Source organism: Enterococcus sp. CR-Ec1, assembly GCF_002850555.1.
In the GTDB taxonomy this organism is placed as follows: Bacteria; Bacillota; Bacilli; order Lactobacillales; family Enterococcaceae; genus Enterococcus_D; species Enterococcus_D entomosocium.
Genome location: NZ_CP025223.1, coordinates 2,901,046 through 2,924,772, shown reverse-complemented (window position 1 = coordinate 2,924,772; position 23,727 = coordinate 2,901,046). Strand labels below are relative to the sequence as shown.

The 23,727-nt window shown below is 42.2% G+C and carries 18 protein-coding genes; 14 read left to right on the top strand and 4 right to left on the bottom strand.

Going from position 1 to position 23,727, the window contains the following annotated elements; translation table 11 throughout:
* Positions 1–90 precede the first annotated feature (90 nt).
* Positions 91–975, bottom strand: a complete 885-nt coding sequence (locus CXM95_RS13950; RefSeq protein ID WP_008380738.1) for an AraC family transcriptional regulator — start codon at positions 973–975, stop codon at positions 91–93.
* 132 nt (positions 976–1,107) lie between these two features.
* Between CXM95_RS13950 and bglB the strand changes: the two genes are divergently transcribed.
* Both bglB and rhaM read left to right on the top strand, forming a co-directional pair.
* Positions 1,108–2,214 (top strand): beta-galactosidase BglB, encoded by a 1,107-nt coding sequence (bglB, locus tag CXM95_RS13945; protein ID WP_010749873.1) that lies wholly within the window; start codon positions 1,108–1,110, stop codon positions 2,212–2,214.
* Between the two features lie 39 nt (positions 2,215–2,253).
* Complete coding sequence (rhaM, locus tag CXM95_RS13940) at positions 2,254–2,565, top strand: L-rhamnose mutarotase (protein ID WP_061053170.1); 312 nt, start codon at positions 2,254–2,256, stop codon at positions 2,563–2,565.
* Positions 2,566–2,720: 155 nt separating this feature from the next.
* Here rhaM and CXM95_RS13935 read toward each other — a convergent pair whose 3' ends face one another.
* From CXM95_RS13935 to CXM95_RS13925, 3 genes are read right to left on the bottom strand one after another with little or no spacing between them, the layout of a single operon-like run.
* Positions 2,721–4,172: a response regulator gene (locus tag CXM95_RS13935; protein ID WP_005234181.1), complete on the bottom strand. Its 1,452-nt coding sequence runs from the start codon at positions 4,170–4,172 to the stop codon at positions 2,721–2,723.
* Entirely contained in the window at positions 4,169–5,938 is a 1,770-nt protein-coding gene (locus tag CXM95_RS13930; RefSeq protein ID WP_101699278.1) for a sensor histidine kinase, read from the bottom strand. Before CXM95_RS13930 ends, CXM95_RS13935 begins: the two co-directional genes overlap by 4 nt.
* On the bottom strand, positions 5,907–6,563 hold the full coding sequence (locus CXM95_RS13925; protein WP_010749870.1) for a DUF624 domain-containing protein: 657 nt from the start codon (positions 6,561–6,563) through the stop codon (positions 5,907–5,909). The genes CXM95_RS13930 and CXM95_RS13925 overlap by 32 nt, the downstream gene beginning before the upstream one ends.
* Before the next feature lie 264 nt (positions 6,564–6,827).
* Between CXM95_RS13925 and CXM95_RS13920 the strand changes: the two genes are divergently transcribed.
* From CXM95_RS13920 to CXM95_RS13855, 12 genes are all read left to right on the top strand, one after another.
* Positions 6,828–8,138, top strand: a complete 1,311-nt coding sequence (locus tag CXM95_RS13920; RefSeq protein ID WP_016612696.1) for an ABC transporter substrate-binding protein — start codon at positions 6,828–6,830, stop codon at positions 8,136–8,138.
* A 189-nt stretch (positions 8,139–8,327) separates the two neighbouring features.
* Positions 8,328–9,287, top strand: a complete 960-nt coding sequence (locus tag CXM95_RS13910) for a carbohydrate ABC transporter permease (protein WP_016608843.1) — start codon at positions 8,328–8,330, stop codon at positions 9,285–9,287.
* A gap of 3 nt (positions 9,288–9,290) precedes the next feature.
* Positions 9,291–10,124 carry a carbohydrate ABC transporter permease gene (locus CXM95_RS13905; protein WP_101699276.1) on the top strand — a complete coding sequence of 278 codons (834 nt, stop codon included), beginning with the start codon at positions 9,291–9,293 and terminating at the stop codon, positions 10,122–10,124.
* 75 nt (positions 10,125–10,199) lie between these two features.
* On the top strand, positions 10,200–11,813 hold the full coding sequence (locus CXM95_RS13900) for a glycosyl hydrolase family 28 protein (protein ID WP_016612695.1): 1,614 nt from the start codon (positions 10,200–10,202) through the stop codon (positions 11,811–11,813).
* Between the two features lie 424 nt (positions 11,814–12,237).
* Positions 12,238–13,491: a glycoside hydrolase family 28 protein gene (locus CXM95_RS13890; protein ID WP_101699275.1), complete on the top strand. Its 1,254-nt coding sequence runs from the start codon at positions 12,238–12,240 to the stop codon at positions 13,489–13,491.
* A 419-nt stretch (positions 13,492–13,910) separates the two neighbouring features.
* Positions 13,911–15,425 (top strand): extracellular solute-binding protein, encoded by a 1,515-nt coding sequence (locus CXM95_RS13885; protein ID WP_016612692.1) that lies wholly within the window; start codon positions 13,911–13,913, stop codon positions 15,423–15,425.
* A gap of 264 nt (positions 15,426–15,689) precedes the next feature.
* Positions 15,690–16,358 carry a DUF1961 family protein gene (locus CXM95_RS13880; protein ID WP_086297890.1) on the top strand — a complete coding sequence of 223 codons (669 nt, stop codon included), beginning with the start codon at positions 15,690–15,692 and terminating at the stop codon, positions 16,356–16,358.
* On the top strand, positions 16,358–17,032 hold the full coding sequence (locus CXM95_RS13875; protein WP_005234197.1) for a YesL family protein: 675 nt from the start codon (positions 16,358–16,360) through the stop codon (positions 17,030–17,032). The genes CXM95_RS13880 and CXM95_RS13875 overlap by 1 nt, the downstream gene beginning before the upstream one ends.
* Positions 17,007–19,520 (top strand): exo-rhamnogalacturonan lyase family protein, encoded by a 2,514-nt coding sequence (locus tag CXM95_RS13870; protein ID WP_086297887.1) that lies wholly within the window; start codon positions 17,007–17,009, stop codon positions 19,518–19,520. The genes CXM95_RS13875 and CXM95_RS13870 overlap by 26 nt, the downstream gene beginning before the upstream one ends.
* Complete coding sequence (locus CXM95_RS13865; protein ID WP_101699274.1) at positions 19,505–20,452, top strand: ABC transporter permease; 948 nt, start codon at positions 19,505–19,507, stop codon at positions 20,450–20,452. Before CXM95_RS13870 ends, CXM95_RS13865 begins: the two co-directional genes overlap by 16 nt.
* Positions 20,453–20,463: 11 nt before the next feature.
* Entirely contained in the window at positions 20,464–21,342 is an 879-nt protein-coding gene (locus tag CXM95_RS13860; protein WP_086297880.1) for a carbohydrate ABC transporter permease, read from the top strand.
* 86 nt (positions 21,343–21,428) lie between these two features.
* Complete coding sequence (locus CXM95_RS13855) at positions 21,429–23,639, top strand: helix-turn-helix transcriptional regulator (protein WP_101699273.1); 2,211 nt, start codon at positions 21,429–21,431, stop codon at positions 23,637–23,639.
* Positions 23,640–23,727: the final 88 nt, after the last annotated feature.

The following is a 23,727-nucleotide window of genomic DNA, read 5'->3' as shown; positions in this document are numbered from 1 at the left end:
ATTCTTTTTGTATTGTGTCATCTAACATCAGGAAAGGGAAGCAGCAACTCTTTTTTCACGAGCCAATGATTGGCGCTTTGCAACGGCTTGCTATTTTTTCCCTGCAAAATGCGTAAAACGGACAAACTGATTTTGGGCTTCTTCTTGTAAAAATTCTTTTGGTGTCAGCTGAAATTCTTGTTTAAAGCAGCGTAAAAAATGGGTATAGGAGTTGAAGCCGCAAGCTTCGAACGTGGCGGTGGCGCTTCTGGTTTTACGTAAAATTTCTTTGCTCTTTAAGAGTCGTTTCTTTACCACATAGGCATGAAAGGCGACGCCAGTTTCTTTTTTGAAGGTCCTTGAAAGCGAGTATGGGCTCATGAAAAGGGCTTTGGCGACGGTCTCTAAGGAGAGATCAGCGGTCAAATGCTGATTGATATAGGTAATAGCAGCCAAAATGTCTTTATTTTTATAGAGTGAGTCGGATAAAAATAGCGGTTCTTTTTCCTGATAGGCAATCGTATTGATGGAAATCAAAAACGCAATCAAATGATTTTGATAAAGTAAGTCGGTGCCATAATTGCTATCCGTTTTTTTGCGTAAAGGACGCAATAGCTGGTCTAGTTGGTCGGCATCGATCGATAAAATACGACTGTTGATGCCGCCGTTGCTACGAAAACAGGCAGTGAGATCTGTTTGGGTAGTGGAGAGGGCAGCGAGATAACTAGGATTGATATACAGGTAGGTTCGCTCGAAAAAATCAGAAGTTTGATGAACGATTCGATGCAAGACGTTTGGAGGAATCAAGATGATCGTACCAGGTTCTAGAGGGAATTCTCCGCCATCGATAAAGAAGACCGCTGATCCTTTTAAGGTACAGTGAATCTCATAAAAACTATGGTAATGATAAAGGGTATTGTTTTCTTCTACGATGTCTTTGATATGAAAGGCCTCAAAACGATCGTTGATCATCGTATCCGCACTTTGCTTCTCCATGATTGGCTCCTTTCGTACTCGTTTGTTTTTATCATACAAGAATAGATAGTAAAGTGTCAATAACTGCTATTTTTGTGTAAATGTAAGCGTGTTACGATCAATCTATCAAAGAGAAATGAGAGGATGAACCCAATGGTGATTTTAGAACAGTTGTTTGTGGAAAAACGTGTTGTAGAAGAAAAAATTGATCGCATGATCGAAAATTTAACGACGATCAAGGATGATAATGGCGAATTTCTATTAGACTTTGACGGCTTGATCGTTGATGATAAAAGCTGGGGGATTTGGAACTGGCCGCAAGGGGTGGGACTATATGGCATTTATAAAAACTACCAAATCACCAAAAATCCTAAAGCGCTCCAAGTTGTGGAAGAATGGTTTGAGCAGCGGATGTTAGAAGGCGCGCCGCCTAAAAATGTCAACACGATGGCGCCGCTTTTGGCAATGGCGTATCTTTATGAAGACACCAAAGATTCTCGTTACTTGCCTTACCTTGAACAATGGGCGGAATGGGTCATGCATGATATGCCGCGAACCGATGAAAATGGTCTGCAGCATGCGACCTATGGACCAGAAAATCGCAACCAGCTTTGGGACGATACCTTGATGATGACCGCTTTGCCTTTGGCGAAAATTGGCATGTTGCTGAATCGTCCGGCTTATATCGAAGAAGCAAAACAACAATTTATGATCCATATCAAATACTTAGTGGATAAAAAAACTGGGCTTTGGTTCCACGGCTGGACCTTTGAAGAACGCCACAATTATGCACAAGCGCTTTGGGCAAGAGGCAACTGCTGGATCACCATTGCGATTCCTGAGATCATTGAAATTCTCGACTTGCAAGAAGGAGATGCGTTACGTGGCTTCTTAATCAATACCCTCTTAGACCAACTAACTGCCTTGCAAGAAATGCAAGATGAAAGTGGCCTGTGGCACACCTTGTTAGACGATCCTAGCTCGTATGTGGAGGCTTCCGCGACGGCTGGTTTTGCCTATGGGATTTTAAAAGCCGTTCATAAGCGTTACATTGACAAAGCTTGGGAAGATGTTGCCTATAAAGCGTTAGCCGGTTTGATCGAACAAGTCGCAGAAGATGGAGAAGTCCAAAATGTTTCCATCGGTACTGGAATGGGAGAAGACTTGGCGTACTACAAAAATATCGCGATTACGGCGATGCCTTACGGGCAATCACTGACAGTTTTAGCATTTACTGAACTATTGGTTTCATTTTGTTAAGCAGAACACCTTACGTAATAAAGAGAGGAGCAGACAAAGATGATCAAAAAAGCGATTCGGATGAAGCTACATCCTGGTTATGAAGCAGAATATGAAAAACGGCATCGCGAACTATGGCCAGAACTAAAAGAGCAGCTCATAGCACACGGGGCGAAAAGCTACCAGATTTTTTTAGATCCAGAAAGCCTTGCGTTGTTTGGCTACCTTGAGATTGAAGATGAAACCCGCTGGCAGCAGTTAGCGGCAACCGAGATCAACCAAAAATGGTGGCAGTACATGGCAGAACTTATGGAAACAAATCCGGATGATTCGCCAGTGACACAGGAGTTAAAGGAAGTCTTTACGCTGTAAGCTAGACAAAAATGTTTATTTCTTAAAACGAACACGGTCGCATCAATTGTTTGACATCAATTACTGGTTAGTCAAAGAGGTAGTTCGCTCACGAATGTGAGCGGACTACCTCTTTTGTTGAAATAGCAAAACAATCATTTCGGATAGAAGAACCGTTAAGAGAGAAGTGCTTTTTCTTGCTGCTTCAAGAATTTCTTTGGTGTCATACCGGTAATCTTTTTGAACGTTTGAACAAAATATTCGGGGGCATTACTAAAGCCCGTCATCGCTGCCACTTCGTAGACTTTGTAGTTTTTCTTCAGCAATTCTTGTGCTTTTTGGATGCGGTATTCGGCTAATTTTTGATTGAAGCGAATCCCGGTTTCTTTGTAATAGGTTTTTCCTAAGTATTCAGGATTTAAGTACAAAAGATGGGCGGCGATCCATTTCAATGACAATGCTTCATGGTCATAATATTCTTCGATGATTAGGTTGACTTTTTGGGACAACTGCATGTTCTCGCTATCGTCTAAGCTGCCCCGCATCAAATCGATACAGTGAAGCAGCATAAACTGGAGTTCGTGCCAATTATTCAAGAGCATGATCTTTGGGGAATAGTCATCGAAGTAGATGTCTTTTTTGATGCGATGATTTTCAAAAATTGCTGATAACAAATCGTTGACCTGCAGCCGCAATAGTTGGACAGGGTAAAGCTCCATGCGACAGGTAGAAAAAAAGTTTTCCGTAAGAACTTGGGCTAAAGTCAGTTCGCCTTTGTCGATCAATGCCAAAAGTTTTTCACGGTATTCCATGTAGAGACTATTTTCATAGACATTTTCTTGTGAGATTTGGGCTTCTTGGATGACTTCAAAGGTATCAAAATAAAACTCCTTATCCAAGTTCCGCTTGCCTAAATGATAACTGAGTAAAAATTTTTCGGGGGTTTCGACCCAGCAATTGATGGCGATCCCTTTTCCTAGATGCGCAGCCTGTACCTTCGTTTTAAAAAAGAGATTAAAGGTATTTTCCGTACTGAAGTTCAGGATATAGCCAACTTTGTTTTGATGACCGATCACCAACTCGTGATGGTTCTCATAGCTTTCGATCCGCTTGGCGATGGCGTGATAGAATTTCGAATCAAATAAGTACATACAAAATGGAAAAACGAACGATTCAGGCAGCGGTTCTTCTCCGCAGCTATTGATGTATTGTTCAATTTGTTGTTTTAAATAGAGGGTAGATTCCATTTGACGACGTTCAGAACGTTCGATCGTCTCAGCCAACGCTTCTGAAAGCTTGCTCGGAAAAACAGGTTTTTCAAGGAAAAATTTGACCCCTAAAGCCATCGCTTCTTTGGCAAAGGAGAAGCTGCCAAAGCCTGTCAAAATAATGATTTGAATCGCAGGATTGATGGCTTTTAATTTTTTGATCAAGGCAAGTCCATTGACTTTAGGCATATTGATGTCGGTAATCACGATGTCGATGGTGTTTTGCTGACAAAATGCCAAGGCTTCTTCACTGTCTGTGTAAATTCCTTTGACCACTAATGGGAAATCAAAAGAAGCAACGAGGTTAGCCACACCATTTGCTATCAAGGGTTCATCGTCAACAACGAGGATATTTTTCATGTTTCACTCACTCCTTTTAAGGGGATCACAAAGCGCACCGTCGTCTTTTTGAAGGGAATCGAGGAGACGATGGCTAAGGACGCTTGATCACCATAATGCAGTTGCAATCGTTTTTGAATATTGGTCAATCCGATGCCGCCTTCTTTTTCAATCGAGAAGTTGGCTTTAAAACCAGGGCCATTGTCAGAGACACTGACTTGGAGAAAGGTTGCTTGTTGTTCAATCGTAAGGACGAGGCGACACGTCTCCTTCATATCATTGACCGCGTATTTAAAGACATTTTCAATCAATGGTTGAATCAGTAACTTAGGAATCTTAAAGGACAAGTCATTCACCAAAATTACTTCGATATACTCGATCCGTTTCCCGAAGCGAACGTTTTGAATATTGATATAGGCGTGCACGATATCTAATTCATCTTGTAGCGTTGTGAAGTCAGACTTGGTATCGATTTTTTTTCGAAACAAATAGGCAAGGGAGGTGACCATCTCTGAGATCTGCCACTGCTGATTTTCAATGGCGATCCAGTTGATCGAGTCTAACGTATTGTATAGAAAATGTGGATCTAATTGCGCTTGCAATCCTTTAAATTCGATTTCTTGGGACAATATACGCATTTCATAATTGTCCTTGATCAAGGCATTTAATTCATCGATCATCGTATTGTAGCTTTCATAAAGGACCATGATCTCTTCTTGACTATTTTCTGGGACAGCGAGGGTCTTTAAAGAGGCCAGTTTTTTCGTTTTCCGCAGAACGGCCATTTGCGAAGCCAAGTCAGCTAAAGGGCGGGTCAGCTGATTGCTTATTTTCCGAATCACAACAATAATCAAACATAAAAAAGGCAAACTCACAGCGATGGAAAGGCCTTGTAGTTTATAAAGATCAGCTAAGACTTGATTTTCAGGCAGTAAATAAATGAAGGTCATATTCGGCATCGTCTTCCGATCCATTGCGTAGTAGTACTGGCGATTATCAAACGTCATGGAGCCGATCGATCGCTGGAAGGTTTCCATTTTTTGCTGCAAGGTATTTTGATCCGCAGCGAGGGTTTGCTCGTCATTTGCGGTACTATAAAATTGGTTCTGATACGCCATGAAAAATTGGTTTTGTTCGGAGACAATGGGAAGACTTTCGATCTCGTTACGAAAGAAGGACGTATTCACTAGAAATATCACCGTACCAATATAGGTTAAAGAAAGATCGGCTGTTGAATAGATTTTTCGCAGGTAGACGCCTTGAGAAAGGTCTTTTGCAAAAAACCAACTCCCTTTGGCAGGCTTATCGGGCAAAGTCTCGATCATATCTTTGATGGTTTGGCCATTAAAGATATGGTCGGTCTCGGCTAGAAAGTTGATCATGTTTTCGTTCGTTGGGGTAAAGAGATAGACGTTTTGAATCGTTGATTCATTGCGTACGAGGGCGTTGATTTCTGCACTTAAGGCATTCTTTTGGTTGATCGCCTCTAAGGATTGCAAGGAATCTTGTGCCAAGATCCTTTGTAGGCCATTTTGGATCGGTGCACTATCGATAATGCGAAAAGAGAGGGTTTCGACGGCAGTTAAACGCTTGGCGATATTTGTTGAAATGATCGAGACATCTTTATACGCGGCTTCTTTCAGCTGCGCCATGTAGACTTGTCGCCAAACTAAGGTCAGGAGAACAGCCAATGAGACGATAATTGCCACCGTCGCAAAAAAGACAAAATGTAACTGTCGCTCAAAAGGCTGCTTTTTAAAGTGATTGATCAGCTTCTGGGACTTCATGGACACTGCCTCGCTTTGCTTGCAATTGTTTGGTTTTTTCAATCATCTGACCATGAAAAAATTCAGCGAAGAACAAGAAAATCACCAGTCCAAAGACGAGTAACAAAGAGGTTTTGGCAGTCAATAAGAGAAACAATAAATACCAGGTAAACAACAAGGCAAGGCCTTGCAGTGGGTAGCGAAAGACTAGAAAGATACTGACGTACAAGGTCTGTTTCCAAGCGTGTTGTTCGGCTTTGGCATAGGTCATAAAGCTGATGAATGCAGTGTAAAGGAGGAGAATCGTTAAAAGTAAATAGACAGGACGCAGCCAAGCCATTTCAGTCGGGAAAAAATGAGTAATCCGTAAGTTAAACAACAACAGGAGTACTGTACTTAATAGTCCAATGCCAAAAAGGGAAAAGGTGCGAAAGGCTTGCTTGTAGGCTTGCCAGAAGGCAACAGCTGAATAGTCATGACCAGTTTTACGAAAATCATGTAAACATTTGATCGTGACAGCGGTGGCAGGACCGAAGCCAAAAATCCCCAACCCTAAAAGGGTAAAGAAAAGCCATAAAAGGTTTAATTTAGCAAAATAAGCTGTTACCGTAAAAAGACGAAACAGTCCGGTTTGTATTTTTTTCATTGTTTCCACCTACCTTGTTTTTTGAAAAGTAAGCCTTTTCAACGCTAGTATAGCATAGTATATTGGAAAAAATAGAGCATGTCTGTTTTTTTACATTTTTCATCTGTTTTTCTATTTTTTTCTAGCTATTGCCCGTGAAGGCTTAGCCTTCAGCAAAAACGACAGTCTAGTTTTTCACATATTTGCTCTTGTTTTTTCATTTTTATTAACGAGGATTTCCATTACAATCACCTTGTAAGCGCAAACAAAAAGGAGTGTAGAAGAATGAAGAAAACTTTTTTAAAAGCAGCGAGCTTGTTGTTTCTTGGTGCGACCTTAGCAGCTTGTGGCAATAACGGCAATAGTAGCGGAAGCTCAGAAGCTGATGCAGATGGGAAAACGACGATTTCCTTTACCTGGTGGGGCTCAGAAGTCAGACACGAGAAGTATATCGAATCGATCAAAGAATTTGAGAAACAAAATCCTGACATCAAAGTTGAATATGAATATGGTTCTTGGGATGACCATTGGAAAAAACTAGCGACAAAAGCGGCTTCTGGAGAATTACCTGATGTGATCCAGATGGATGTGCAGTACATTGCGCAATATGGAACGAAAAATCAATTAGCAGATATGTCGGAATTTATCGGCAATGAGATTCAAACCGATGATATCAAAGAATCGATTTTAGCAACAGGCGAGTTAGATGGAAACGTTTTCGGCATACCAACTTCTGTCAATACTATGGCGATGCTCTACAATCCATCATTGGTAGAACAAGGGGGCACTGGGATCGACTTTAGCAATTATACCTTCGATGACCTTGTAGAAAGTACGGCAGCGATCGCTGAAGCAACAGGTGATTACGGTTGGAACGATAACAATGACAACAGTACGATTTTGCAATACTTTTTACGTACTAAAGGCGAAGATCTATACCAATACGATGCAGACGGCAAACCAGAGATCGGTTTTACCAAAGAAAACTGGGTTGAATTTATGGGGGCTATCGCAGATCTTACGGAAGCCAAAGCAATGCCAACCGCAGAAGTGACTAGCAATGCCAACAGTATGGATCAATATCCGTTTTCACAAGGAAAAGCAGCTTATATGATGACTTGGTCCAATCAATACTTGACCTATAAAGCCTCCGCCGCAGAAGATGTCGAAATCAATTTGGCTCGTCCTTTTGACTCAGAAAACGGGGCGATGGCGTATCGACCAGGGTTCTTTTATTCGATCGCGAATGCTTCTGAATCAAAAGAAGCAGCTGCGAAGTTTGTTGACTTTTTAGTGAATAGTGAAGAAGCCAATAAGATCATCGGTACTGAGCGGGGAATTCCTTCCAATGATGCCATCAAAGAATTGCTTTATGCCGACATGACACCAGAAGAACAAGAGTCCTCTGATTTCTTAGATGATATTGCAGACATCGTCGGTGATCCATCCCCAATCCCACCAATTGGGTTTGCTGAAATCAACACGTACTTTAAAGAGCTGTACGCAGAGATCACTTATGGCACGATGACACCAGAAGAAACTTATGATGCCTTTACGCAACGCTGCGAAGAAATTTTTGCAGAAAACTATCAATAAGCATAGATGCGGCGCCTTTACTGACTTTTTCAGTAAAGGCGTTTTTTTAGGAGAAGCACTGGAGGAAAAAAATATAGGTCCTCTAGTTTTTCACATTTCTGTGCTTTTTTTTCTATTCATTTTTAAGAAGTACTTCGTTAAAATCAACTTGTAAGCGTAATCAACTATAGGAGGTAGGAAGTGAAAATTATGGAACTACAATCAAAATCACCCACGGCAAAAGAGCCTGGGAAACTCAAAAGCTGGTTTAATCGATTACCAGAATCAAAACAGAATATGGTTACAGGCTACTTATTTATCTCACCCTTCATCATTGGCTTTTTTGCTTTTATTATCGTCCCGATGGGGATTTCTCTTTTTATGTCTTTTCATGACTATGATTTATTGACAGAGGCGCAATTTGTTGGCTGGAATAACTTTAAGACGATTTTTACGAATGATCCCAAGTTTGTTCAGTCACTGACTGTTACGCTGAAATATGTTGTGTTGGCAGTCCCTTTACGGCTGATCGTCGCATTAGCAGTGGCGATGCTGATCAACCGCCCATCGAAATTAAGCGGCGCTTATCGGGTATTATTTTATATCCCTTCGATTTTAGGTGGGAGCGTGGCGGTCTCGATCATGTGGCGGAATCTTTTTGGCGATTCAGGGTTGATCAATGGCGTGCTAGCGGCGATCGGCTTAGACCCGATCTACTTCTTTAAAAGTCCTGGCTTAGCGTTGATGACCTTGATTTTATTAGCAGCGTGGCAATTTGGCTCGTCGATGTTGATTTTCTTATCCGGTTTGAAAAATATTCCGAAAGATTATTACGAAGCGGCAGAAATTGATGGGGCAGGAAAAATCAGACAGTTTTTCAATATCACGGTTCCAGTCCTGACGCCAATCATCTTTTTCAATCTGATCTATCAAACGATCATGGCCTTTTTGACCTTTACACCTGCGTTTATCATTTCGAATGGGACGGGTTCACCCCGTAACGGCACGTTAGTCTATTCCTTGTACATGTATCAACGAGCCTTTACCGATTTCAAAATGGGCTATGCTTCAGCCTTAGCGTGGATTTTACTGGTCATCGTTGGGTTGATTACGATTCTGTTGTTCGCAACATCGAAATTTTGGGTGTTTAAAGAAAACGAGGAGGTTTGATTGATGCGTGAACAAAAACAAAATTATTTCTTTGATGCCGTGATCTTAGTTGCTGCATTACTGATGCTTTATCCGATTTTCTGGCTGCTGTTTAGTGCCTTTAAACCTAGTAGTGACATTTTTCGAACGGCAACGGAGTTGATCCCCCGAAGCTGGACGTTAGAAAATTTTACCAAGGGGTTTGAAGGGATCGCAGGGATTCCCTTCATTCGCTATATTTTCAACTCGTTGCAAATCGCGTTGATTTCAATGGTAGGGGCGGTCTGTTCTTCGGCTGTCATTTCTTATGGATTTGGTCGAATTCCTTTCAAAGGAAAAGGCTTTTGGTTTGCTTGTATCTTGGTCACGATGATGCTGCCGCAAGAGATCATCATGGTGCCTCAGTATCTTTGGTTCAATCAATTAGGCTGGCTTAACTCGATTCGTCCGGTAACCGTTCCTTCATACTTCGGACAAGCTTTCTTTATTTTCATGATGGTTCAATTTGTCTCTGCGATCCCGACAGATTTAGATGAAGCAGCAAAAATGGACGGCTGTGGACGGGTCGGTATTTTCTTCCGTGTGATTCTACCGTTGATGAAGCCTTCCTTGGCAAACGCTGCGATCTTCTCTTTCTATTGGAAATGGGAAGAACTGATCGGACCGATGCTGTACCTTACACGTCCGCAAAACTACACGGTATCGATTGCCTTAAAGCAGTTCCTAGATGCTAGCAGAACCTCCAATTGGGGAGCGATGTTCGCGATGTCTGTCGTCTCCTTGCTGCCTGTGTTGATCATCTTCTTTATTTTCCAAAAATACATTGTTGAAGGCATCAGCACGACTGGTCTTAAATAAGTGTGGAAAAAGATATTCGCTGTTTTGGAATATCTTTTTTCTATTGAATGAATTCGTTGAAGAAAGGACAAACCGATGCAACCATTTCAAGTAATTGATTTTCATGTGGTACCAAGCACGATCGGCGCTCATCAAGCGACCCTTATTTGGGAGAAGCCGCTGCACGCTCAAGCTATTTTTGGTTATCAATTGTTTTTAGACAACGATTTGATCCAAACCAGACCAACAAACAAGACGCATTGGACGTTGACAAACTTATCTGCCGATCAAACGTATCAAGTAACGATCATCTGCCTCGATCTTCAGGGATGTCTGCTTACAAATACCGCAGTCACGACGACCTTTCGTACAAAGAAAAAAAGTGTTGTGTTAGATGTTACGCAAGCACCATACCATGCTGATAGCGAAGGCAAAGAAGATAGTACCGCCATTCTCCAGCAAGCGATCAACGATTGTCCTAGCAACGGCACAGTCTGGATCCCAACAGGGGCGGTGATCCTTTCCGGTGCGTTGGAGCTAAAAAGCAATATGATTTTTCAGGTAGATGGCACATTGCAAGCAAGCCTCGACATAGAAACGTATCGGGTTGCCCCTCACGATTATTTAGGGAGCGTGAATCAAGAGGGGTTGCCATTAAGCCGTTATGAAGGCTGGGAATTGTTTTGTTTTCGTTCATTGATCAACATTGGGTATATCGATCGGGGCGATCGAGGGCGTATCGTTTGTGAAAATGTCCGTCTTTGTGGCAAAGGAACGATCATTGGTGGCGGGAATCCATTAGGACTAGCGATGCGAAACCCTTATGCAGACCGTGAACAGTATCCAGAATATGTTTCTGATGGAAAACCTGGAAGACGAGTAAGGGGACGTTTGATCTGTATGATGCAGGCCAAAAACATCCATTTGACAGAGCTGACGTTGATTGATCCACCATGCTGGACTGTTCATATGATTTACTGTGACACCGTTGTGACCCATGGGGTGACTATTCAGTCCAAAGGCATCGACAATGGCGATGGTTGGGACCCAGATTCTTCGCAAAATTTGCTGATTTTTGACACCGTTTTTGATACGGGCGATGATTGTATCGCAATCAAATCTGGCAAAAATCCAGAAGGAAATCAGATCAATAGACCAGCGAAAAATATTCGGCTGTTTGATTTGGCTATTCGAGGGGGACATGGCATCGCGATTGGTAGTGAGCAATCTGGTGGTGTTGAAAATATCGCTTTTCGAGATTGTCAACTGACCAATACGCTTTATGGACTAGAATTGAAAGCGCAGAATGATCGTGGTGGCTATATTCGTCAAGTGACGATCACCGATTGCCTGTTGGATCGTTTCATGGCTCATCCTGTTGCTTACAATGCCGATGGTCAGGCAGCACAACAGTTACCGATCATTTCGGATATTTTGGTCAAGAATACCCGTATCGTAGGGCAGAACCCTTTGGTCGAGCTAAAAGGGTTTGTCGATGAACAAACACAGCAGGTTTCACCGATCCAACGCGTTACTTTTGAGTCAGTTGCCTTTGAATCAGCTAAAGGGCAAAAGAAAATGATTTTTGAACAGTGTCAGGAGGTCAGCTTTAAAGAGGCAGCGATCATTGATCGAGCGGCCATAAGTGACGCAATAAGTTGCCAAGAAACAGTCGAACTATCCATGGTGGGGCAAAAGAAACGCACGTAGAACAAGCTTTTGGAAATGATCTGCGTTGGTTTTCCCAATGAGAAACAGTTAGTTAAGCACCTTATTTCCTTCCTTGACAGGTTGCGCCTTTTTGCTTTTGTAGACAAAAAGGCGCATTTTTCTAACAAGAAAGGACGTTACAAAAAAAGACGATCCTCAGAAATCAAAAAGGACTTTCTTTTGCCGCTAAGGGGACTATAGTAAAGAATGTAGGAAAAAAGGACGCCAGAAAGCACATGGGAAAAGACAACGAGATGTGCCAAGAGGAACGCTTTACTTGATGGACAGCGCCAGTAAGAAGCACTTAGTTCTATCCAAATAAATGATAGATGAAAAAAGGTTGGCGATGCGCAAATTTTTAAAAGTCATGGATATCGATAAACCTATTTGTAGCGTAAAACAAAAGCTTAGGAGGTAAGCAAGAATGGAAGACATCACGCAATTATTGCAACGAGAAATTGACCAAGCATCAACTGTGCAGGGAACAGTGATTACACCACCCGGCGCCTATCAAATCGGCGCGTTGTTTTTAAAAAGCAATGTGCACTTGATTGTCTCAGAGGATACGATTCTGTATGGTAGTCAAGAACTGGCCGATTATCCCGAAGTAGATAATCGGGTCGCAGGGATCAATATGAAGCGGCCTGCAGCGATGATCAATGTTTTTCACGCAGAAAATGTCATGATCTCGGGAAAAGGGAAACTTGATGGTCGTGGAGAAACATGGTGGCAAACGTTTTGGGGAACAGATGAAGCCAGCGGGATGATGGCGGATTATGCAAAGAAAGGCTTACGCTGGGCAGCAGATTATGATTGCAAGCGTCCACGAAATATCCTTGTTTATGAAAGTCAGCAAGTAACCATCAAAGATATTTCGTCGGTACAGTCGGGTTTTTGGAATACACAAATCACGTATTCTCACCACATATTGATCGACGGCATCACGATAGACAATGGAAAAGGGCCTAGTACTGATGGCATCGATATTGATTCCTGTGAAGAAGTCACCATTCAAAATGCCTACATTTCCTGCAACGATGACAATATCTCGATCAAGGCGGGACGTGGGGCAGAAGCCTTAGCCCAGCAAAGAAGCTGTCGGAAAATCACGATCAAAGACTGTCAGTTAGGGTACGGTTCAGGAATTGCCATTGGCAGTGAAACTTCAGGTGGGATCGAAGAGATCAAAATCCAAAAAGTCGTCTTTGAGCAAACTGGCGCAGGGTTTCGGATCAAATCCGCTAACAATCGAGGTGGATTTATACGCAAGGTCACTGCTTCGGATTTAACGATGAAGGATGTTGGCTTTCCTTTTCTCTTACAAACAAATTGGTACCCAGATTATAGTTATCCAGAACTGCCAGCTGATTATGCGGAAGAGATTCCCGACTATTGGCACAAATTGATGGCACAACCTGCTATTCCAGTAGGTCCAGCAAAGGTCTGCGACATTAATATTGAAAACGTGCAAGCTACCAAAATAGGACAACAAAGCGTGCGTGCTTTCTTCATCGAGGCCAGCCCAGCAGAACCGATCCGCAATCTAACAATGAAAAATCTTTCCATCCATGCCGACGAGTTCGGCAAGATTGCAGGGGTCGAAAACTTAAAGATGGTGGAAACGATCGTCACTGCGTTAGCGCCAACCTTGGATCAAAATGATGTGTATGAGCGGTAGTACTCTTTCTGTCGGATATGAATGAGTGGTGATCCGCTTAGTACTACAAAACTGATGAATTATCAAAAAAGACCAATGAGTTGGTCTTTTTTTCATGATAAGATGTTTCCAAATCTCTCACGAATAAGAACATCAGTACTTAGGCTACTTTTTCTACAACGAGAATTTAAGAATGATAGGAATCAGAAAAACTGCGATAATTAAATTGATTGAGCGAACTAAGAACACGAAGAACTATTTATTCTTTTTTCCTATAATTTACGATACCTGCAAATGTAGAGCAAAACTCCCTACCCAGCCATATATCAACGATTAACAAAAAATGTCAATTGCTGGAAATCCTGCTTTTCGTTATGCTTTTGGTATTGAAAGCGGTTTATTTAATCGAGCTCAACAACAAAATCTAAGGAGGAAAAGTAGTGAAAAAATTAAGTACGATTCTTGGTTTGGGGTTACTATCAGTCGCCTTTTTGTCGGCATGTGGGAAGGAGGAAGCAGGTTCCACAACAGATTATGATACGATTTCGATTTTATCGCCGTACATTGAAACTGAACCACCTGCAAGTGACAACGAGATTTTGAAACAATTAGAAGCTTACACTGGCAAAAACATTGATATTACCTGGGCACCCAATACATCCTATGAGGATAAAATGAATATTACGTTAGCTTCAGATGATATTCCAGAAGTGATGGTCATTCAAGGAAAATCAGGAGGATTTATCAAGTCAGCAGAAAATGGGGCTTTTTGGGATTTGACCGACTATTTAGCTGATTATCCTAATCTCTCTCAGTCTAACGAGGATGTTTTGCGTAATTCTTCTGTGAATGGCAAAGTGTACGGAATTTATCGGAAACGTGATGCGATGCGGACGGCGGTGATCATCCGAAAAGATTGGTTAGAAAACTTAAACTTAGAGGTACCAGAAACGATCGATGATCTTTATGAGATTGCCAAAGCATTTACTGAGAACGATCCCGATGGGAATGGTGAAAATGATACGTTTGGTTTGCTTATTCCCCAATGGCCTGGCTCGATCAATTCAAATAGTCCTTACGATGTGTTAGCTACTTGGTTTGGGGCAGGAAATGCTTGGAAAGAAATAGACGGCACTTTAGAGCCATCCTTTATGCAACCAGAATACCTAGAATCAATGCAATTTGTTAAAGATATGGTGGAACAAGGCTATGTCAATCGTGATTTTGCAACCATGGCAGCAGATAAATGGGATGAGCCGTTTATCAATGGACGTGGTGGGATCATTATTGATACGTATTCACGAGCAGCACAAATCAGTAATAAATTATTGCAAGCTGGAGAAGAAGACCTCGTCGTCTTTACAGGGAATTTAAAAGATAATAGCGGTACGATGAATGCGTTACCGACAGATGGCTATTCTGGTTTCTTGGCGATTCCTAAGTCGAGTGTCCAGACAGAGGAACATCTAAAAGAGGTGTTGACGTTCCTTGATAAATTAAATGATAAAGAAGCACAGGTATTGCTGAACAACGGAATCGAAGGAATCAATTTTGAAGTAGTGGATGGAATGTCCGTCGCACTAGAAGGATCAGAAGCTGAAGCGTTAGCCAATGCGGTCAAAGGGTACTCACAAATTGGGATGAATGTAACGGAAGATACCCTGTACTACATTGCTAAGCCTGATACAGAAGCGGCTACTGAAAGCTATGAAAAACGATTGTCATTGATGGAAGCTGATTTAGAGCACGCTGTCTTTAACCCAGCAGCCTCCTATAATACAGATACGTATGTAACAAAAGGGGCACAGCTTGATCAGATCATTAGTGATGCGCGGGTTCAATTTATCGCAGGACAAATCGATGAAGCGGGTTGGGAAGCTGCGATCGAACTTTGGAAGAATCAAGGAGGCACGCAGCTGATGGAAGAAACGAATGCCCTTCATCAAGCACAATAACGACAGTCGAAGAAGGTTGAGTGGATCTTGCTCTCAACCTTTTTCTTTTTCAATAATTTTTTTCAGCTAATAAAATGGAGTAATAGTCAAGTGAGACGAGACAGGTAGTGAGAAATCAGAAAAGAAAAAATGGAAACAAGCAAATGAAAACCCTAATCTAACGCTTGATATCAAAGAATTCAAAAAAAGTCAATTGTTAGAAATGTAGGTCAAGTTTACTATGAAAAGAGAAAAGCAGCTCATATACGCATAAAAGGAGAAGAAATGTTAGCGAAATTGATCTATGAAAATCCGCTGAATCAAGCAGCAGATATTCAACACTTTATTGCTGAAGGAGAGCCCAAAATTACTTTCCAAGACGGGATGATTCTGGCAAATACGTATTCTGAAGAATCAAACAAACAACCACATTTTGTTTTATGGCTGCCTCAACAATTTCCAGCGGACCTACGAATCACCTGGCAGTTTCAACCACTGGCTGAACCAGGCTTATGTATGCTCTTTTTTGCAGCAGCCAATCGCAAGGGTGGCTCGATCTTCGATTCTGGAGTACCCAAACGAACCGGGGCATATCCCGAGTATCATTCTGGAGGGATCAATGCTTACCACCTTTCTTATTTTCGAAGAAAGTATGAGGAGGAACGGGCGTTTGAAACGTGTAATTTGCGCAAAAGCCATGGATTTCATCTGGTCGCCCAAGGCGCAGATCCACTTCCGAGTGTAGCAGATGCCCGAGGGTTTTATCACCTAAGAATCGATAAGGTAGGTGCAACGATTACCTTTTGGATCAACGACTTATTGGTGTTAAGGTACCTTAATGAGGAACAGTTTGGTCCCGTATTAACCAAAGGAGCGATCGGATTTCGGCAAATGGCGCCAATGAAGGCCTGCTATAAAGACTTGAAGGTATATTCCTTAGAGGAGGAACAGTGATGAAATGGCAGAAAGCATATCAAGCAGCAGATTTTGTCTTTTATTGTTTGCTGATAAATGTAACCGTTATTATAGGTGCGCTAGTAGGTGGGATCATCTTTGGACTGGCGCCTAGCGTACAAGCAGGATTCCACGTAGCAAAGAAAACCCTTAAACAGGAATCGCCGCCTTTTTTTCAAACGTTCTTTCGGTATTACCGCAGGAACTTTTGGCGATCGAATCGCTTGGGCTTACCGATCATTCTCTTTTATTTGTGCCCCATGGTAGTGATCCAGCAAGGATTTTTAGCGGCATTGACTCAAACAGGCTTGATCCTATTGATCGTTAGCCAATGCGTCGCGATCGCTGTGATTAATACATTGCTTAGCATGTACGAATATTATGTGCTCCCAACGAAGAAGTACCTAGGCGCTTCACTACGCTTTCTTTTCTTTCAACCTATTGGCACCTTTTTAGGCGTCCTTTGGTTTGGGATTTGTAGTACGATCAGCTTTTTTCTCCCCGGTCTCCTGCCATTTTTAAGTATTGGGATGTGGATCATTGGCACAATGGGGATTTACTTGAAATTATTTGATGAAAATGAACAAAAGCTAAAGCAACAAAACGATGCAGGTCAACCTGCAGAGAGGGAAGAGGAGGAAATCGAGCATGGCATTGAAATGGCTCAAAAATAAACCTAAGGGAAAACGTGGGCTGAGTTTTGGGTATCCATGGGAAAAAGGAGCTTTACAACCTGAGGCTCTAAGTGAGGAACTGTTTTTGCTGGGGGAGGAGCCGCTGCAAACGAAAGTACTGGCTTACTGGCCAGATGGCAGTGTGAAATGGACAGGACACAGTGGTCTGGTGGCAGAAACGACGCAGTTACTTTTTCAAAGAAAACAGCGTGTCCAGAAGAAACAGGCGATTGCTAGGGAAGCTTACAACGGTATTTATTTTGACAACGGTACGATCAAAGGCTTCTTCCCGAAACATGGGGAAGGGAAAAATGTATTGGACTGGGTAGCGGTCAATGGGCAGAAAAAATTGCAAGATCTTCACGCAATCCTGCAATACCAAAACAAAAAGGTGCAGTCCAAAGTAACGGACTTGATGTTGGAAGAAAATGGTTCCGAGAAAGCCGTTATCAAAGTATCAGGCATCATTGAGATCGATCAAGAAGTGGTGCAAGAGTTTATTTTACGGTTCCGTATCTTTCGCGAAATCAGCAAATTGGAAATCATTCATACGGTCATTATCATCAAACCACTTGCTTATGAAGGCATGGGGGTAGCATTTGATTATGCGTTGACAGGTGAAAATTGGAATCGACAAGTCAAATTTATTGCAGATGCTGTGTATCATGAAGCGGCGCAATTGTTACTTTCACGGCGACACTATCAACAAAACATTCCCTATCAAGAACAAGCCAGTGGACAGCTCGTTTCATTGACCCCAGCGGACGAGCCGATGCTGTCTCATGCGGTGGAAAATGCTATTTGGGACAATTTTCGGGTCAATCAAATCAATCATCGGTCATTTGAATTAGAAAAACAGACAGAACCTGGGTACTGTTGGTTGCCCATTGGGGATGGTGAGCGTTATTCAGGTACCTTTTACGCTGGGGGAGAAACCGGCGGCGTTGCTTGCAGTATGGAGAAATTTTGGGAAAAAGCACCATCTGCGATCGAGGTGGCAGGCATCACCCAAAAAGCAACCCGAATCACGATGTGGCAGTGGTCACCGAATGCCAAGCCAATGGATTTTCAGCACTATTCCAAACGGGATCATGTGCTTAGCGGATACGAAGGAATGGAAGAGATTCGTTCGACGGCAGTTGGCGTAGCAAATACGACTCGTTGTTGGTTGGATCTTTATGAGGAAGCCCCGTCAGAAGAAGTGTTGCTGGACTTAGCTCAAGAAAACCAAGAACCTGCCCAGATCGTTTCATTGCCAGAGCGTTATCAAGAGACGAAGGTTTTTGGCAGGATCAGTTTACCAGACGAATCAACGAAAACGAAACAGTTGCTGGAGCAACAATTGGCTGAGATGCGTCAATTCTATTTAGAAGAAGTCCAACAAAGAAGTTGGTATGGCTATTGGAACTATGGTGATGTCATGCATACCTATGATCAGTTTCGACACCAATGGCGCTACGATCTTGGTGGGTACGCTTGGCAAAACACTGAATTGGTCCCTAACATGTGGCTTTGGCTAGATTTCTTACGGACTGGTGATCCAAGCGTCTACTATCTGGCTGAAAGCATGACGAGACATACTTCAGAAGTCGATCAGTATCATGCTGGTGAATACAAAGGATTAGGGTCACGGCATAATGTCGTTCATTGGGGCTGCCAAGCAAAAGAAGTTCGAATTTCAATGGCGGGTCTCCATCGCTACTACTACTATTTGACAGCGGATGAACGCATTGGGGAGATTATGGAACAAGTCAAAGACAATGAAACCTATGCTTTTGATGCGTTACCACCGATGCGCGAGTTTTATGAACGAGAAACGAAGCGGATACCGATTCGCATCGGACCAGATTGGGCTGCGCTAGTCTCGAACTGGTTTACCCAGTGGGAACGGACGAATGATCCTGTTTACCTTGAAAAAATTCGCACCGGCATCACCTGCATCAAAGCCATGCCCCAGCGCCTATTGTCTGGTCCCACAGTGTTATTTGATCCACAAGACAAAACCTTATCTTATATGGGAACTGGGAATTTTGGCGGCTATCACATGGTCATCTCCTTTGGGGCGCCGCAAGTTTGGTTAGAACTTGCTCAAGTGCTGGAAGACCCCGAGTGGTCAGAGATGTTAGGGGAGTTTGGCTGGTTTTATAGCTTGAGTCCTGAGAGAAAAGCAGAAGAATCAAACGGGGTACTGACGGAACCTCATTTTGCCTGGCCAATGTTTGCGTCGACGATGATGGCCTTTGCTGGGCGAGTGCGTAACGATCAAGCAATCAGCCAAAGGGCTTGGCAGTTATTGCTTGATAATGACAAATCGAGTGTTCCATTGCCGATCGAAGCGACCATTGAAGCAGCGACAACGTGGAAAAAAATAAAAGAAATGCCGTGGGTATCGACCAATGTGTTGTCACAGTGGGGGCTAAATACGATTTGTTGTTTAGCACTGATCGGAGCGGAGTTAGAGGAGGAGAATGAATGGAAACAACAATAAAAAAAGTGCCGAAAATGAAAGAGCAATGGGGGAGTTTTCTCAACCATTTTAAACAAAATAAATGGCTCTATATTTTGACGATTCCCGGGATCATCTATTTTGCAGTATTTCGTTATGCACCGATGTATGGGTTGATCATTGCTTTCAAAGATTATGTGCCTTTTTTAGGAATCGCAGATAGTCCATGGGTTGGAACACAAAATTTTATGGATTTCTTCAATAATCCTGATTTCTTTCGGATCTTGTGGAACACGTTGATGATTGCCTTTTTAAACATCTTCTTTTCGTTTCCAGCACCCATCTTTTTGGCACTGTTACTGAATGAATTGCGCAACAAGCTGTTTCAGCGGACCATTCAAACCTTCGTCTATGTACCACATTTTCTTTCATGGACGATCGTCGTTAGTCTTTGGCATATCTTATTCAACATCGATCATGGAGCGATCACTCAATTTATCGCTTCGTTGACAGGCGTTGAAATCGACTTTCTCTCAGACCCGCAATGGTTCCGCCCCATGATCGTAATGCAATCGATTTGGAAAGAGATCGGTTGGGGGACTATTATTTATTTAGCTGCCTTATCAGGTGTGGATCAGGAACAATACGAAGCCGCGATCATGGATGGTGCAGGACGTTTCCGTCGTGTGTGGCACATTACTTTGCCTGCGATTCGTTCGACGATCATCATTATGCTGATTATGCGGATCGGGTCAATTTTGTCTACTGGGTTTGATCAGATTTTCTTGATGACCAATCAATTGAACCGGACAGTAGCAGATGTTTTTGACACGTATGTGTATATGATGGGGATTACCAATGGCGCTTACAGTTATTCAACAGCCGTCGGATTATTTAAATCGATCGTTGGGATCATCCTCGTACTTTGTACCAATAAATTAGCGAAACGCTTTGGCGAAAGCGGCTTATACTAAGGAGGAAAAAGATGGCTACTTTACACAATACGAAAGCAGGGAAAATATTTGACATTTTTAATGCACTATTTTTGGCATTGATTGGGTTATTCATGGTGATTCCTTTTATTTATGTGATCGCAGGTTCATTTGCTACGGAGTTAGAATTGACCACTCGCTCGTTTTTCTTATGGCCAAACGAGATCAGTCTCGACTCCTATCGTTTTATTTTTTCAACCAACACCTTTATCCGTAGTTTGCTTGTAACGGTCGGCGTTACCATCGTTGGTACGCTGGTGCAACTTTTCTGTACCTTCACCTTTGCCTATCCTTTATCACGCAAGCATCTAAAAGGACGGAACACATTGTTGAATCTCGTGATTTTTGCGATGCTCTTTTCAGGTGGGATGATCCCAACGTTTATCGTGGTTAAAAATTTAGGACTGATCAATTCTTATTGGGCATTGATTTTGCCAATCGCGATCAACCCGTTCAACTTAATGATCATTAAAAATTTCTTTCAAGAAATGCCGATCGAATTGGAAGAATCCGCCAAGATGGACGGCTGTACGGAACTAGGGATTTTATGGAAAATCATTTTGCCTTTATCAAAACCAGTGATCGCGACCTTCACTCTTTTTTACGCCGTTGGTATCTGGAACGACTTCATGAGTGGATTGCTTTATATCAACGATTCAGCAAAATGGCCGATTCAGTTATTGTTAAGACAGATCACGATGGCGTCCAGTGGTGCCAATGCGTTAGCAAGTATGGACCCCAACTATGTGCCCCCGGAACAAGGAATCAAATTTGCAGTCATCATTGTGGCTACTTTGCCAATTTTGATCTTCTATCCGTTTTTGCAAAAACATTTTGCCAAAGGAATGCTGATTGGATCCGTCAAAGGATGATACACTTCAATAGTTGTGGATAGGTTGTCATGCGTTTTTTCGCATGACAATTTGTTACATAAAATCTATTACAAGGGTGTTTGGGAATGAAGTACTTTAAAACAGGCGGTTTTCATCGAAAACTGCAGCTAGCCAGTCTATGGATCGTCGTGCCGCTATTAGCCGTTGCAATCTTTTTGCATGCCTATTTGATCGGACCATTACAACGATCGTATCAGGAACTAAATAATCGCCAAGTCGAAGGAATCGTTAGTAACATCAACCAACAGTTCTCGCAGCTGGAAGTGACTTTAAGCGTTTGGGGGCAATCGTTTCAAAGGCGCTACCAAGAAGATTTATTGGAAACGACAAATTATCAGACGCTGATCCAGCTGTCGGAAGAATTGTTTTACTTAACAAATAGCTCCAATTATGTCAATCGAATCGGTATTTATTCACTAGGCGAGACGCCTTTTGGGATTGAAAGTGGCGGCACGTATGAATTAACACTCGAGCAAACCAAAACAGCATTTGCACGCTATCGGATCGATAATGGTAGGCAGTATCAGTGGAAGATCATTGAAGAAGAGGATGAATTGATTTTTGTACAAAACATTGATAGCCAAGGCGAAGATCAGCCTAAAATTTTTTTAGTTGCAACGATCGACGAGCAATCATTGTTAAAGTATTTTTATGATACTCAAATTGAAAATGGACTCGCAGCGATTTCCTTTAATCATGAGAGTTTTCGTTTTATTGGCGATCAGAACTTAGCGAATGTTATCCAACCGCTGAGTGAGGAGCATCAAGGAACCTGGGTCGAATCGATCAATGGCAATGATTATAGCATGATCGCCGTAAACAGTACGCGACTCAACCAAATATGGACGTTTTATACCGTCGTTCCCTTAGCATTGATTACCGAGCCAGTCACTCATTTGGCTAGAGTGCTGATCGTCGTAAGCATTCTTTTTATTGCTTGTGTGGCAGTCATGAGTCTCTTTTTGGCAAAAAAACAATACCAACCTTTTGAAAAAACGATGGATCAGCTCTTTGGTAATACCCAATGGAAAAAAGAAAACGATCTGGAGTTTTTGGTGGACCGTTGGCAACAATTAAGTCGGGAAAAAGGATTGTTGCAAAATCAGGCGGAACGCTTTCAAGATTCGCTGAAGCGACAAGTGATCCAACATTTGATGGAAGGGTATTATGGCTATTTATCGGAGGAAGAATCGCAACAATTACTGCAGCAAAAAAACTGGTGCTTAAGTGACCAAGGGTATCGCCTGTTTTATTTCCAACTCAATGATCTATTAAGCAATCAAGCAAATTCACAAGATGAAACTCACATTTTGTTTGCCTTAGAAAACATTATAGCGGATGTCACAGCCATGTTTTTCCCTGAATCAACCATCGTTTCTTCAAATGAAGGACGGATTTTGGTTTTTGTGGTCAATCAAGAGCAACAACTGACAGATTACTTCACGATGGTCACCAAGCAAATCAATTTGATCGTCTGCCGTTATGTCACCATCGTTAGTTCGCAACAAGAAACAGAGATTCGCAAGTTGCCTGAAGTTGCCCAATGTCTCAAAAAGCAAATCCATCTGCAACGGTTGATTTCCGAAAATCAAGTGCTTCAAGGAGAGAAAATGCGCCCACTGCCGAAGTATTCTCTTTCGCAAGAAAATTTGATTTTAACAGCGCTGAAAAGTGGCTATCATGAAGAATTGCAACGAAGTCTCCAGCGGTTTTTAGAACAGGTCGTGGCAGAAAACAATCAACAGGCTGCGGTGATCTATGTGGTCAATCGACTGTACGATCAAGTCGATTACCTTTTAAATGAAAATGGGGTCTCACGAACGGATTATGTATCGAAAACGGTTGTGTTAGAGCGAATCGAACGACTTTTAGCCATCAATCAGATCCAAGCCTTTTTGTACCATCATTTCTTAAAACCCGTCTCCATCCTCTGGCAAGAAAATGTCGCTAATTCTTATAGTGAAATGATCCAAAAAGTAGCTGAGTACATCCAATCTGATTTTCGCAATGAACAAATTTCGTTAGAATACGTTGCGGATCGTTTCGAAGTAGACCCAATCTTTTTGAGTAAGGAGTTCAAGCGTGCCAAGCAGGTCAACTTTATTGATTATTTAACCAATGTTCGCATCGTAGAAGCAAAACGGCAGTTGCTCGAAACTGATCACCAAATCAATGAAATTGCAGAAAGCCTTGGGTATAATCCCAGTTACTTCAATCGTTTATTTAAAAAGTGCACGGGAATGACCCCAGGACAATATCGAAAAGGTCAGAGCTGATCACTGTTGGTTGCTGCGGAAAAGCTCGTATTTTCGCAGCTTTTGCTCTGATTTTTCCATGTTTTCGTCAGCCAATGTTTTGTATAAT